General features: G+C 63.3%; 12 protein-coding genes. 5 read left to right on the forward strand and 7 right to left on the reverse strand.

The genetic code is table 11. The annotated features are described in order from the left end of the window. Entirely contained in the window at positions 1 to 1,074 is a 1,074-nt protein-coding gene (locus tag G6N35_RS12055) for a phosphotransferase family protein (protein WP_163804463.1), read from the reverse strand. Between the two features lie 132 nt (positions 1,075 to 1,206). On the opposite strand from G6N35_RS12055, the gene G6N35_RS12060 reads away from it, so the two are divergent. Continuing rightward, entirely contained in the window at positions 1,207 to 2,238 is a 1,032-nt protein-coding gene (locus G6N35_RS12060; RefSeq protein WP_246224289.1) for a TIGR03857 family LLM class F420-dependent oxidoreductase, read from the forward strand. Here the strand turns inward: G6N35_RS12060 and G6N35_RS12065 are convergent. Together G6N35_RS12065 and G6N35_RS12070 are read right to left on the reverse strand one after the other, a co-directional pair. Next, positions 2,235 to 3,257 (reverse strand): acyl-CoA dehydrogenase family protein, encoded by a 1,023-nt coding sequence (locus G6N35_RS12065; RefSeq protein WP_163804465.1) that lies wholly within the window; start codon positions 3,255 to 3,257, stop codon positions 2,235 to 2,237. The genes G6N35_RS12060 and G6N35_RS12065 overlap by 4 nt on opposite strands. Positions 3,258 to 3,275: 18 nt before the next feature. Beyond that, positions 3,276 to 4,451 carry an acyl-CoA dehydrogenase family protein gene (locus tag G6N35_RS12070; RefSeq protein WP_163807629.1) on the reverse strand — a complete coding sequence of 392 codons (1,176 nt, stop codon included), beginning with the start codon at positions 4,449 to 4,451 and terminating at the stop codon, positions 3,276 to 3,278. A 335-nt stretch (positions 4,452 to 4,786) separates the two neighbouring features. Between G6N35_RS12070 and G6N35_RS12075 the strand changes: the two genes are divergently transcribed. From G6N35_RS12075 to G6N35_RS12090, 4 genes are read left to right on the forward strand one after another with little or no spacing between them, the layout of a single operon-like run. Beyond that, positions 4,787 to 5,932: a sulfotransferase family protein gene (locus tag G6N35_RS12075; protein ID WP_163804466.1), complete on the forward strand. Its 1,146-nt coding sequence runs from the start codon at positions 4,787 to 4,789 to the stop codon at positions 5,930 to 5,932. Positions 5,933 to 5,946: 14 nt separating this feature from the next. Then, positions 5,947 to 6,957 carry a zinc-dependent alcohol dehydrogenase gene (locus tag G6N35_RS12080; protein ID WP_163804467.1) on the forward strand — a complete coding sequence of 337 codons (1,011 nt, stop codon included), beginning with the start codon at positions 5,947 to 5,949 and terminating at the stop codon, positions 6,955 to 6,957. Then, positions 6,948 to 8,147, forward strand: coding sequence for a DUF1214 domain-containing protein (locus tag G6N35_RS12085; protein ID WP_197748421.1), 1,200 nt, complete (start codon positions 6,948 to 6,950; stop codon positions 8,145 to 8,147). The genes G6N35_RS12080 and G6N35_RS12085 overlap by 10 nt, the downstream gene beginning before the upstream one ends. 4 nt (positions 8,148 to 8,151) lie before the next feature. Then, complete coding sequence (locus G6N35_RS12090; RefSeq protein WP_163804468.1) at positions 8,152 to 8,655, forward strand: VOC family protein; 504 nt, start codon at positions 8,152 to 8,154, stop codon at positions 8,653 to 8,655. Here the strand turns inward: G6N35_RS12090 and G6N35_RS12095 are convergent. From G6N35_RS12095 to G6N35_RS12110, 4 genes are read right to left on the reverse strand one after another with little or no spacing between them, the layout of a single operon-like run. Then, a complete protein-coding gene (locus G6N35_RS12095) occupies positions 8,652 to 10,142 on the reverse strand; it encodes an aldehyde dehydrogenase (protein WP_163804469.1) in 1,491 nt (496 codons plus the stop codon). The two genes, G6N35_RS12090 and G6N35_RS12095, sit on opposite strands and share 4 nt — an antisense overlap. Beyond that, positions 10,139 to 11,704: a class I adenylate-forming enzyme family protein gene (locus G6N35_RS12100; RefSeq protein WP_163804470.1), complete on the reverse strand. Its 1,566-nt coding sequence runs from the start codon at positions 11,702 to 11,704 to the stop codon at positions 10,139 to 10,141. Before G6N35_RS12100 ends, G6N35_RS12095 begins: the two co-directional genes overlap by 4 nt. Before the next feature lie 17 nt (positions 11,705 to 11,721). Then, positions 11,722 to 12,225, reverse strand: a complete 504-nt coding sequence (locus tag G6N35_RS12105; RefSeq protein ID WP_163804471.1) for an aromatic-ring-hydroxylating dioxygenase subunit beta — start codon at positions 12,223 to 12,225, stop codon at positions 11,722 to 11,724. Next, the gene (locus G6N35_RS12110; protein ID WP_179967348.1) at positions 12,222 to 13,511 is read right to left on the reverse strand and encodes an aromatic ring-hydroxylating oxygenase subunit alpha; all 1,290 of its coding nucleotides are present in this window, start codon (positions 13,509 to 13,511) and stop codon (positions 12,222 to 12,224) included. Before G6N35_RS12110 ends, G6N35_RS12105 begins: the two co-directional genes overlap by 4 nt. Position 13,512: the final 1 nt, after the last annotated feature.

The following is a 13,512-nucleotide window of genomic DNA, read 5'->3' on the forward strand; positions in this document are numbered from 1 at the left end:
TCACCAGCCGCCGGCCGCCCGCAGGCTGCGCTGGAGCATCTCCGTCGACCGGGCCACGAAGGAGTCCGCGGCTCGGGGCTCGTAACCCAGGCCACGCAGTAGCGTTGCGAGGCGGCTGTTGATCAGCGAGAACACCTGCCCGGCAAGGACTTCGAAATAGCCAATGTCGACGACCCCACGGTGACTCAACGCCTCGTATCGGGCAATGGTCTCCTCTCGGCCGGGGACGCCATCAAGGCGTCGCAGGCCGTCGGACTCACAGATGTACTCCTCGAACATCAACCACCATCCGAGGTCGATCTCGGGAGGGCCTATGGTCGCGGCCTCCCAGTCGAGTACAGCGGCTACCGAAAGGTCGGAACCAAAGATGATGTTGCCCGGTCTGGCGTCGCCCCACACCAATCCCGCTCGGGTGTCGGTGGGCTGGTGTCGGCGCAGGTACTCGGAGGCGGCCAGGATCACCTCGCGTCCGACACGCACTTCTTTGCCGATTGACGCGGTCCATTCCTCGACGCCGGTCAGGTAGGCCGCAAGTGGGTCGCTACCAACAGGCTGGAGGAACGTGAAGTTCTGTTGCCATGGCACCTCGTGTAGCTGTACCAAAGCCGTCAGTGCATTGTCATAGAGCCGGGTGCGATCGGAGACGGCCAAGTCGGCAACCCAGCCTTTGGCATGGTAGCTGGGCACATCGGAGGGAACCTTCCCCTCAACTCGATCCATGAGATAGAACGGTGCCCCGAACCATGCCCGATCACGCTCGACGAAGCGGACGGACGGCACAGGAAGGGCAGCCGCAGCACCGATCGCGGTCATTACGCGGGCCTGCCGCAGGACGTCGGCCTGGGAGAACAACTGATGGGTGGTCGGCTCGATGCGCAGCACCAGCCACTGGCTCGTCGAGACCCCCACCGCGTCGGTCCAGCGAACATCGCACAGGAAGGACTCGTTGGAGAATCCGCTCCTGGAGGCCCGTACGTCCACCACGTCGACCGCGGCCGCAGCGGCGCGCTCGATGAACCAACGAGCCAGGGTGTCGCGGACCTCGCCGACGTCTCGGCGGCTGGCTACGGTCATCGCGCATCATTCCGAGGTCCGAAAACTCCCATGCGGCACATGAATTGCATCATGGCATAGGTTTGCGAAATAGAGTATAAGGAAATAATGGTGCAGGTTGCGCGGTCGCCGTCCGGTCCAACGCTCAGCCGCGTGGGCGCCTACCTACTGCCGGGGCGGACCACGGACCCTCTGCGCGCCATCGCTGAGGCGCGCACCGCGGAGCACCTCGGCCTCGGCAGCGCCTGGATCGGTGAGCGCCTCGGCACGAAAGACTTCGGTCCGCTCCTCGGCGCCGTCGCCCAGGCCACCTCGTCGATCCGGCTGGGCAGCGCGGTGACCAACATCGGTCTGCGGCACCCCCTACTCCTGGCGTCAGCCGCGATGTCTCTACAAGCGATGACCCAAGGTCGATTCATTCTGGGTCTCGGGCGCCTGCATCCATCGGCCGCGCGCGCATACGGTCTGCAGACGCCTAACAATCAGGTCGTCCGCGACACCGCCAGCATCGTTCGCCGGTTGTGTCAGGGTGAGACCGTGTCCTATGACGGCCCGGCGGGGAACTTTCCCAAGATGCGCCTCACCGACCTCCCGGAGCTCCCAGCGCCACCGTTGGTGCTGGCGGCCATCGGCCCGAAAAGCCTTGACATTGCAGGTCAACACTACGACGGCGTCGTGCTGCACCCCTTTCTCACGGCAGCTGCCGTTGGCCGCTGCGCGCTCCGTGTCAGAACGGCCGCAGCGGCGGCCGGGCGAGATCCTCAATCCGTTCGGGTGTACGCGACGGTGGTGGTCGCTGCGGATCTGACGGACCAGGAGGAGACGGCCGTCGCGGCGGCGCGAGCCGTCACATACTTCCAGATCCCCGGCTACGGTGAGAATCTGGTCGACATCAACGGTTGGTCACGGGAACCGTTGGCACAGTTGAGAGCAGATCCAGTCCTGGCCGGGCTCCCCGGCGCTGCCGACCACCGGTTCACCCGGCACGAGTTACTGGACACCGCGCGACGTTGTGTACCAACGGAGTGGACGCTGACGGGAGCTGCGATCGGCACGGCCTCGCACTGCAGCTCCCGACTGCGGGAGTATCTCGCCGAGGGTGCCGACGAGCTGATTCTGCACGGCTCGACCACCGAGCTTCTGGGCCCGGTTGCCCAACATCTCGCAGCGGCCGAGCAGTCCTAGTCGACCGCAGGGAGCGCCAAGATCCGCGGAAGCTGCTCGCGGCCTCTACCCATCACGAGGTCGAGCACATGCGCCTTGCTGAGGAACAGATGCATGTCATGCTCATAGGTGAAACCCATACCGCCGTGGATCTGGATTCCCGCCCCAGCGTTGTCGATCGCCGCTCGGCCCGCCAGAAATTTTGCTGCCCGGCAATGGAATTCGACGTCGTTCCGCCGTTCGTCGACGCACACCGAGGCGAAGAGCGTCTGCTGTAACGCCGCTTCGGTTGCCACCGCCATATCGGCGCACCGATGCTTGATCGCCTGATTCACCCCGATCGGCTTGCCGAACTGAATTCGCGTACTGGCATATTCGACTGCGCGGGCCATGGCGGCCTCAGCGATACCCACCAGCTGGGCGGCGGCGAGACAGTTCGCAGCATGCAGTGTCTGGGCTGCCTGCGAACTCCAGCAATGAACCTCAATGTTATCGGCAACCGCCGAATGCAACCTAGACCCGGGGTCGATACAGGAAACCGGTTTCAAGCAAGCAAGTTCCGATGTCCGGATCAGACCCACTCCGGACTCGTCGCACAACAACATCCAGCCGGCGTCAGCGGCGTCCACCAGCGTCAGCTCACCGCGAACTCTCTCATCGACCACCTCGTTGCCCCGCGATAGCACGAAACCTGCGCGGTCGTCGCCCGCGATGAAAGCGCGGGCGAGGTCGTTATGGCCCGCCGCAGCAGCCACCTGTGTCGCTATCATCGTGGCGACCCATGGCCCCGGTAGCAGTGCTCGTCCCAGCTCACGACACACCAAGGCGTGATCGCTGATCCCCTGCCCCTGACCGCCGAGGCTCTCGGATGCCGACAGTCCGATGAAGCCGAGTTCAGCACCCGCACGCCACGTTTTGGCTTCGATTGGCGAATCGTCCCCGCGGCGAGTGCGGATGATGGCCACTGGATCCTGTTGCTGACAGAAATCCGCGGTGGCCTCCGCCAGCTCGAGTTGAAATGCCGAAGGCAGCATATCCATGACAAACTCCTGGTTTCCTCAGCGGGGCAGGCCGAGCACACGCTCGCCGATGATGTTGCGTTGGACTTCCGATGTTCCGCCTGATATCGACACCGAATAGGAATAGACGTAGTGTCCGGTCCAGCCGAACGGACGGTGCCACCTCGAGACAAATGCCAAACCATCCTGACCGAGGATCTCCATGGCCAAATGCGCTGCCCGCTTGGCAATTTCGGAATAGTACAACTTGGAGATCGACCCCTCGGGACCGGGAGTATCGCTGCGGGCGTTACGGCTGATGCTGGCATAGGTCATCGCCCGCAGCGCGGCCACCTCGGTGCGCAGTGTGGCCAGTGCCGTGGCGATGTGGTCATCCGCGATCGCCGGTCGCCGCCCGTCGGGTCCCACGTGCTCCCGGGCGAGCTCGACGAGACTCTCCACCGTCTTCGAGAGCCGCATCTGACTGCCCGTGAACGCTGTCCCTCGTTCGAACGACAACGTTGACAATGCCACCGGCCAGCCGTTGTCGACCTCACCGACAACGTTCTTGAGCGGTATCCGCACGTCGTCGTAGAAGACTTCGCAAAACTCCGCACCCCGGTCGATGGTCTCGATCGGCCGGATCTCGATTCCTGGTGTATTCATGTCGCAGATGACCCAGGTGATCCCATGGTGCTTTCGCTCGCCGCTGGTGGTTCTCACCAGCAGCTCCTGGTGATCGGCGATAGAAGCGAAGCTGGTCCAGATCTTCTGGCCAGTGACGACCAAGTCGTCACCGTCGATGACGGCCTTGGTACGCAGGGCCGCCAAGTCCGAGCCGGCCGAGGGTTCGGAGAACCCCTGGCACCAAATCACATCGCCCCGAAGGATTTTGGGGAGATGGGCCGCTTGCTGCTCGGCTGTGCCGCAGGCCATCAGAGTGGGGCCGGCATGGTTCAGTCCGACAAAGCACGCGTCGATGGCGGGCAGTCCGGCGCGGGCGTACTCCTCGTACCAAATCAGCTGCTGGACAAGGGATAATCCACGTCCCCCGTACTCAACCGGCCACGCAATGCCAGCCCAGCCACCGTCCCACTGGCGACGCTGCCACCACAAGTCATACTCCCGAATCGCTTCTGGGGCGTCTGGGCGGCCTTCTGTCGGGGCGTTCTCGGCGAGCCACGTCCGAACTTGTTCACGGAATTGGACCTCCTCGTCGGAGAACAACAGGTCCATCAGCGGCATCCCGCTCGGGTCATCGCACTTAGCCCTTCTTTGTGACCTAGCCGCCCGCACCGTCGATGTGCAACCCAGACCGACGCACAGGGGCGACCAACCGAAAGTTGATAATTAAGGATACTCAGTCTAGGTCACGTTGCGCGCGCAACCCCCACATCCGGCGGCGTCACGCCAATACATAACCCTGAATCCCGGGCCGAGCCGACTCCCCTCTTGTCGCTCGACCGCATCGGGGCAGCACTTGACGACGTAAAGCGTCCACGTCTATCGTCCGTAATGGCCGTCACATGTGCCATTCGCAGAGATCACTGTCACACCCCCGAGGGGACTTGATGCAGTTCAGTGCCGCCCTAGAAAAAATCCATACCGATGCCACACAGGCGACCGGTCTTGACGACTTCGGTACCGCGGACTACCTGGAGGGATTGAACCGGATTCTCGATGCCCTGAACGCCGCGAGCACACTCACCGACGAAGGCGCCCCCGCGGCGCTGAACCTCCTGACTGCTGCACTCGCCGAGCGGCTGCGCACCCAACACGCCTGGCGGGAAAACCCGGGCTATGCAGACGTCGTGATCACCGCTCCGGTCGTTATCACCGGTATTCCCCGCACGGGCACGACGGCATTACACCGGTTGCTGGCCTGCGACCCGCAGTTCCAGGGCGTCGAACGGTGGCTCTCATCGAATCCGATGCCACGACCCGCCCGCGAGACGTGGGCACAAGCGCCGGAATTCAAAGCGTGTGAGGCACAGGTCCAGGCGTTTCTGGCAGCGATGCCGGGATTCACCGATGTCCACGAATTGGATCCGCAAGGCGTCGATGAGTGTCTCGAACTGCTCAAGCAGGACTTCGTCAGCAACTACTTCGCGTCGATGCTCGGCATCCCCGCCTACCGTGAGTGGTGGCTCACTGCAGATGAATTGCCGTCCTATCGGCGATACGCGGACATCCTGCGGTTGATCGGACTCAACGATCAGGACAAACGCTGGCTGCTGAAGAATCCCGGTCATGTATGGGGCATCGACCACCTCTTCGAGGTCTTCCCCGACGCCATGGTGGTGCAGACTCACCGAAATCCGGTCAAGACACTTCCTTCCGTCGCGCGAGTGCTCGAGATGCCCCGCTCGATGTACCACGGAGACAACGTTGATCCCGCTCAGATCGGACCGAGTGAAGCTGATCTTTGGCGGCGCGCGATCGATCGGACAGAAATCGCGCGCCGGCGACATCCGGACAAATTCTTCGACGTCAAGCAAAGTGACCTGAGACAGGACCCGATCGGCACCGTCCGCGGTCTCTACCGTCAGCTGGGTCTGGAGCTGGCCGACGAGGTTGAACGCGATATGCGGCGGTGGCTCGACGAACAACCCGAGCAGCAACGCCAGGCACCAGATGCTCCCCCTGAACGATACGGCTTGACAGTCAAGGGCATTCAGGATCAGTTCGGCGACTACATCGCCAAGTACGAGCTCTAGAAAGGACCGTACCCATGCATGCAGCTGTCTTCGAAGGAGTCGGCAAACCGCTCTCGATCGAGAACCTGCCCGACCCCACACCGGGAGCCGGTCAACTGGTGCTGAAGGTCGGCCGGTGCGGCATCTGCGGAACCGACTTGCACATGACCAGCGGCGAGGGTGCCACATTCGAACCGGGAACGGTCCTCGGGCACGAGTTCGCGGGCGAGGTGGTGGCGGTAGGTCCGAACACATCCGGATTCTCGGTCGGCGACATCGTGTCGGCGCTACCCATGCACGGGTGCGGCGCGTGCGCGAGCTGCCTTGCCGGTGAGCCTGTTTGGTGTGCGAGCGGCTTCACGCCGGTGGGCGGCGGCTTCGGCCAGTACGCCCTCGCTTCGGCGATGGCGGCGGTGAAGCTACCGTCCTCGATGTCCCTGGAGGACGGGGCACTCGTCGAGCCCCTCGCTGTCAGCCTGCACGGTGTCACCCTGGCAGCGCTGCGGCCGGGTGCCAAGGTCTTGGTGATCGGCGCCGGCTCGATCGGTATCAGTGCCGCCTACTGGGCCAAACGGCTGGGCGCCGGCCGGGTAGTGGTCACCGCACCCTCGCACCGCGGTGAGAAGTTCGCCCGCGAGCTCGGTGCCGACGCCTTCCTGCCCGGCGGGGACGACCTCGACGAGCGGGTCACCGAACAGTTCGGCGGTTTGCCCGATGTGGTCTTCGAGGCCGCCGGCGTGCCGGGCGCCATTGCACAGGCCATCCACCTCGCTGCTCCCCGTGGAACGGTGGTCGTGCTGGGCAACTGCATGCAGCCGGACACCATCGTGCCTGCCGAGGCGATGTTCAAGCAGATCAAGCTGCAATGCTCGATGGTGTACTCCGTCGGCGAATTCCAGTTCGTCGCCGACTCATTCGATGCCGGTCACGTCGAACCTCGAGCGATGATCACCGATACCTGGGCGTTGGAGGACCTGCCTGCCGGTCTGGAGAGCATGCGGTCGGGATCGTCGAATTGCAAGGTGCTGGTGAACCCGTGGCAATAGACGACGACCAAGGCCTGGCATCCTGGGCGGAGTATGTCGACCTTCTCAAGGACGCTGCGGACCTCGAGACGACCCTATGGGATCCCGACGACGTGGATCTGCGTGCTGCGCTCTACCGCCAGTTTGCGATGTCGCTGTCACAGGGTTACTTCCTGTACTTCGCGGCGGCCGATCCTCGACAGCCCGACTGGGTACCGTTCGAGAACTCCGCGTTTCTTGCCCAGCCGAACCCCGACGCGGTGTACCACTACGCCGCCGTCGATGGCACGGGCGTCTATCGCATTCGCGGACGCCGGGGCACAGTACCTGTCGTTGGATTCGCCACTGGGCGCAATCTTTTTGGGATGAGCGACTCTCCGGGCCCCGGATTCGACAACTACGACGCCGATCAACTCACCCTCGACGAGGCCGGATTCTTCGATGTGGTGCTGTCCGCCGAGCGTCCGGCCGGTTATCAGGGGGATTGGCTCTATCTGAACCCCGACACCCAGTTTGTCATCGTGCGTCAGTTCTCCTATGACTGGGGAAACGAGCTCGACGCGACGCTGGGTATCGTTCGGCTCGACGAAGCGCCACCGAGTCCCAGGGTGACAGCCACCGATGTCGACGCCCGGCTTCGCGGGCTGTTCGGTCAGTACACGGCTGGTCTTTCCAAGGTGACCACCGGGTACATGAAGAACCTGCGTGAACGCGAGGGCAGCGACCAAGTGGTGCTCACCGACTTCAGCGGACTCGGCAACGGAGCCGACTGGCCACAGGCATATTACGAGTGCCGTTTCGAGCTGACCCCCGATGAAGCGTTGATCGTGGAGACCGACCTGCCCGAGCACCATGTCTACTGGAATATTCAGGTCATCGATGCGCTGTGGAATCAGGTGGAGTTGATCCACCATCAGAGCAGCCTCAACGGATTCCAGGCTCATATCGACAGCGACGGCAAGTTTCGCGCCGTGTTGTCGACCACCGATCCCGGCGTGCCCAACTGGTTGGACACCGGCGGTGAGCTCAAGGGGATGCTGATCGGGCGATGGTATCGATGCAGTTCTCACCCGACTCCGACGGTCAGCCGGGTCAAGGTGGCGGACGTGCGTGCCCACCTGCCCGCCGACACGCCGTTGATCACCACAGAGCAACGCACGGAAGTGCTACGACAGCGCGCGCTTGGCGCACAACTGAGGAGAAGGTGGTAAGCCCGTGGTCAACCCGAGAGAGTTCGCCCCCTTTCGTAACGTGTCCCAGGTCGCCTATGTGACAACCGATTACGACAGGGCGTTGGCAATGTTTGCCGAGCGCTACGACGTGTCGGAGTGGCTGCATATGCCGGAAGGCGACTTCGCGATCAGCGACGAAGAGAGCGCCCGGCTACGGATCGCACTCGCCTATGTCGGTGACCTGCAACTCGAACTCATCCAGCCGTGCGGTGGAAGTGACACGGTGTACCGAAGTCCGCTGCCCGACAGCGGCTTCGCGGTGCGCTTCCATCACATTGCCCAGTTGATGGAAACCGAAAGTCAACTCGCCGCGGCCCGTTCGGCGGCAGAGGCCGCCGGGGTACCGATTGCCATGCACGGCACGAGCGGCGAGGGCATGGTGCGATACTTCTACACCGACCACCGTGAAGAGCTGGGGCACTTCATCGAACACATCTGGTACGCGCCCGACATCCGCTCGTTCTTCGATCAGGTTCCGCGCAACTAGCCGAGGGTGAATGGATCCCGGGTGGCTCCCGAAAGTTCCACCCACACGGCCTTGGTCTCGGTGAAGTCGCGGATGGCGTGAATGCCGTTCTCTCGACCGATTCCGCTGTGTCCTGTCCCGCCGAACGGGACCTGAGGTGCCACCACCCGGTAGCAGTTGATCCAGACCGTTCCGGCTCGCAACTGGGCGGCCACCCGATGGGCGCGATGAACGTCTTTGGTCCAGACGGACGCCGCGAGGCCGAACTCCGTGGAGTTCGCCGCCGCTATCGCTTCGTCTTCATCGCCGAAAGTCAGCACCACCAGGACCGGTCCGAAGATCTCTTCCGCAACAGCCCGCATCTGGGGGCTGACCCCGGTCAGCACTGTCGGCTTGACGAAGAAGCCTCCCAGGTCCGCAGCAGGCTCACCGCCACAAGCAATGGTCGCCCCCTCCGCGCGCGCCGAGTCGAAGTGAGAGAGGACCTTTCGATACTGCGGCTCATTGGACACCGGTCCCATCTCGGTAGCCGCATCCTTGGGATCGCCGAGCTTGATGGTCTTGGCCCTGCTGACGATCTTCTCGACGAGTTCGTCCGCCACCGACTCGTGGACCAGCAGTCGCGATCCCGCAAGGCAGGTCTGACCGGTCGCGGCGAAGACACCGGCAATGACGCCGTTGGCAGCTGCTTCGAGATCCGCATCGCCGAAGACGACCTGAGCTGATTTCCCACCTAGCTCCAAGCTCACCCGCGTCAGGTGCTCCATGGCCGACCGGCCTACGGTGATGCCGGTTGCAGTGGATCCGGTGAAAGCAATCCGGTCGACACCCGGGTGGGCCGCCAACGCGGCACCCGTCGCCGGTCCCCATCCGGTGACCACGTTGACCGTCCCGGGTGGGAAGCCGGCCTCGCCGAACAATTCGGCGAACGCCAACGTCGACGTCGGCGTGTGATCACTCGGCTTGATGACGAAGGTACATCCGGCTGCCAAACCGGCGGCGAGCTTCCAGGTGAGCAGCAACAACGGCGAATTCCAGGGAGTGATCGCCCCGACCACGCCTACCGGTTCATTGCGGGTGTAGACAAGGTAATTCGTCTTGTCGGTGGGGATGACTTCGCCCTGTTGTTTGTCGGCCAGGCCTGCGAAGTAGTAGAAGTACTCGGGCAGCGCGCGCATCTGCCCCACCATCTCGCGCAGCAGCTTTCCGCCGTCCCGAACCTCGAGTTCGGCGAGGTACTCAGCATCCCGCTCGATCAATTCGCCGACCCGGTGCAGTAGCTTCCCGCGTGCTGTGGCGGTCAACCGGCCCCACTCCCCTTGCAGGGCAGCCCGGGCGGCGGCCACGGCGCGGTCGATGTCGGCACCAGTTCCGTCGGGAACACGGGCCCAAGCCTTTCCGGTGAATGGATCGACGCTGTCGTAGGTGGCCCCCGACTCTGCCGGCACCCGTTGGCCGTCGATGACAAGGGAATACTCGATGAGCGACTCGGCCGTACTGGTCGTCATCTCAACCCTCCGGATACCCCGTTGATCAATTCGTCAGCAATCTTGTTCTTGAGAATCTTTCCCGATGGGCCCAGCGGGAACTCGGCGCGATACTCGAACCGATGGGGTTGCTTGTATCCGGCGAGTTCCGTGCGGCACAACAGCGCAAGTTCGGCGGTCAGTTGATCGAAATCGGACACCGATGTCCGAGCGATCACCACCGCCACCGGGGTCTCACCCCACTCCACGTTGGGAACTCCCACGACTGCGACGTGCTCGACGTCACGGTGGTGAGCGATCACCCGCTCGATCTCGGCCGGGTAGACATTGAAGCCACCGGAGATGATCATGTCCCGCTTGCGTCCAGTGACGTGGAGGTAGTTCTCTTCGTCCAGGAATCCGAGGTCTCCGGTTCGCAAACCGTCGGGGCGGAATGTCTCAGTGCTCTGTTCGGGCAGGTTCCAGTAGCCAATGGCGTTGGCCGGACTCTGCACCACGATCTCCCCGATCTCCCCGTGCCCCAATTCCTTTCCGGAATCGTCCACAATCCGGATGGCACACATCGGCGTCTCCTGCCCACACGACGTTGCGATCGACGTCCGGCCCGCGACGATGTCGCGGTGATCCTGCGGGGTCAGGATGGTGGCCTGTCCCCCACATTCGGTCGAGCCGTACCTCTGTTGAAGATCGCAACCCAGCAAGTCCATGGCGCGCTGGGCCAGCCCGGGAGGCACCGGAGCCGAACCATAGGAGATCCGCCGCAAGCTCGAGAGATCCCTTTGGGGTCCCTCCTCGAGAATGGCCAATGTCCGGTGCAGCATGGTGGGGATGAACGTGGTGAAGGTAATTCCGCTGCGTTCGATTTCGTCGATCACCGCTTCAGGATCAAAGCGCTGGTGAATCACCATCGTCTGGCCGAGGTACAGCCAGGATGCGGTGCGCACCATGCCACCAGCGGTGAAGAACGGCGTGGTCGCGAGCATGACGTCCGACCGGTTCGCCTCGGTGACAAGGTTGGTGTCGACCGCTTGGTGCAATAGTGCACGGTGCGAATGCATGACGCCCTTGGCCCGGCCGGTGGTCCCGCTCGTGTAGATGATCACCGCGAGATCGTCCGGCGCAATGTCGGATTTCGGACGCTCCGCCGAAGCTGCGGCCAGCGCTGTGTCGTAGCCTGTCGCGCCCTGCAGCGCGCCGGCTGCCCCGCCGATCACCAGGACCGGGCCCAGGCCGGTCAGCAGGTCCCCGAACTTCTCGACATGATCGGCGTGGATGATGGCACCGCGGGCACCCGAGTCGTCCCGCAGGTGAGCGACTTCGTCGGCCGCCAGCCGAACGTTGACCGGAGCGGTGACCAGACCTGCCTTCGCCAGACCGAAGGAGATCTCCGGCCATTCGATGCAGTTGCGGGCAATGACCAGTACCCGATCTCCTACCGAAAGTCCGCTGCCGACAAGGTGATTGGCTAGACGGCGCGCCCGCTCGTCGACCTGCGCCCAGGAGAGAACCCGGTCACCGTCGACGAGCGCCCGCTTGTTCGGGTACCGCCGTGCGTTATTGGCCGAAATGTCGCCGAGAAGCATGTGTGATCGCCTGACGCTCAAATCAGGAACGCCAATGTGTCGACCGGCCCGGCAGCATCGATGAGATGGACCACCTTACGCACCAACCGCAACCCACCGTCGCTCCTGCGGACGGTATGAATTACCCGGCCAGCCCAGAAGCGCTGGCGGACACGATATTCGAACAGTGCGAAATTCGACTCGACAGTGACGGTGTCCAGCCCCTGGTCGACGACCTCGCTATTGGACAGTAGTCGACGCATCACCGACGGAGGCGTCTGGGAATGCCGGCTGCCGCTGTTGAGCTGCGCGATCCGGCTCTTGATCCGCCGACGATTGTCGTTGATGTACGCCACGGTGGAACGTGGGTCGTCATTGGGGTGCATCGGCACTCGATACTCGGCGTCGTCGTCCCACAGTGCTTCCCAGTCCGAATAGCGGGCCTCGTCGGCCAACCGGGACTCGAGATAGAGGAACGCCAAGATGTCCGAGTCGGGTAGCGGACGGATCGCCAACTGCTGTCCCTCACTGATCACACTCATGCCTGTCCTCCCACAACCGCCGCCCAACGCTGGTAGAAGCCGCGTTGGGGCGTCTCAGCGCTCTTGTCGTTGTTGATCACGCCTGATTCATTGGTGATATCGCTGCCGGCTCCTCTGGCCAGGACCAGCCACTCCGGAGATTCCGCAGCCAAGCCCGCTTGGTTGCGCATCCCGATCTCGCCGTCATCGGCAATCAGAAAGCCCGCCGGCCCCATGGCACCTTCACACCGGCGCAGCGTGCGCTCGTTGAGCTCGGGCTGCCCGGGGATTTGAACAGCGGTGGTGTAAGCCACCGTCCGGTCGGGGGCCTGCGGCTCGACGAACATCACGTTCATCTCGGCAAGGAACAGGTTCGGCCAGATCAAGGTGTGCGGCGGTCCGATCACCAGGGATTCGTGTGTCTTCTCCGGACCGTAGGCATTCTCCAACGCTTCGGCATAACCTCCGAGCTTCTCCCTCGGGATGCGGCCGTACCAAACGAATTCCTCGTCGAGTCGGCGGTACTCCTCGCTGTAGTCGATCTCCGAGTGGCCATCCCCCAGGTCGCGAACCAGCACGCTGGTCTTCTCGGGCACGTGGGACACCTTGGCCGGGCGGATCGATTCGTACACCGAGATGTGGGTGAACAGCGCGTGGTAGCCGTCGACGTTGTTCTCGACCACCATCTTCCAGTTGGCATGGTGTAGATGCTTCATCCAGGTCGACGCGAATTCGATCTCACCTGTCGGCGAGAGGTTCAGCAGACGGTCGATGGCCCCGGTGGCCTTGCCAAGGTGTTGGATCAGCGAAACGCCCTCGGGGGCAAGTGAAGCGAAAATGAATCCGCCGTAGCTGTCGACCCGTGGTGCAGCCGCCATGCCAAGGTCACTGCGGACCTCGTCGAAGGCTTCACCGTAGGCCTCACGCATCGGCACGCCACGAAGCTCACCGGTGTTGGAGAAGGTCCAACCGTGGTACGGGCACCGAAAGGACGTCGCGTTGCCCATCTCGGCCGTGCACAGCTTGGCAGCACGGTGGGTGCAACGATTGAGCAGCACCCGAACCTGGTTGTCCTTGCTGCGCACCACCACCACGGGGTCCGAACCGATCATCCGGGTCAGGTAATCGCCCGGCTGCTTGATCTCACTCTCGTGGCCGACATATACCCAGCCGGTCTTGAAGATGGTGTCCATCTCCCGCCGGTAGACCTCCGGCGAGGTGTAGACGGAGCCGTGCACCCGGTCCGGTCGAACCAGCTCAGATACATCGAAACCGTCTGTGGCGCTTTCCTTCTCAGCAGTTGTCACG

The sequence above is a fragment of the Mycolicibacterium anyangense genome (assembly GCF_010731855.1).
GTDB lineage: Bacteria > Actinomycetota > Actinomycetes > Mycobacteriales > Mycobacteriaceae > Mycobacterium > Mycobacterium anyangense.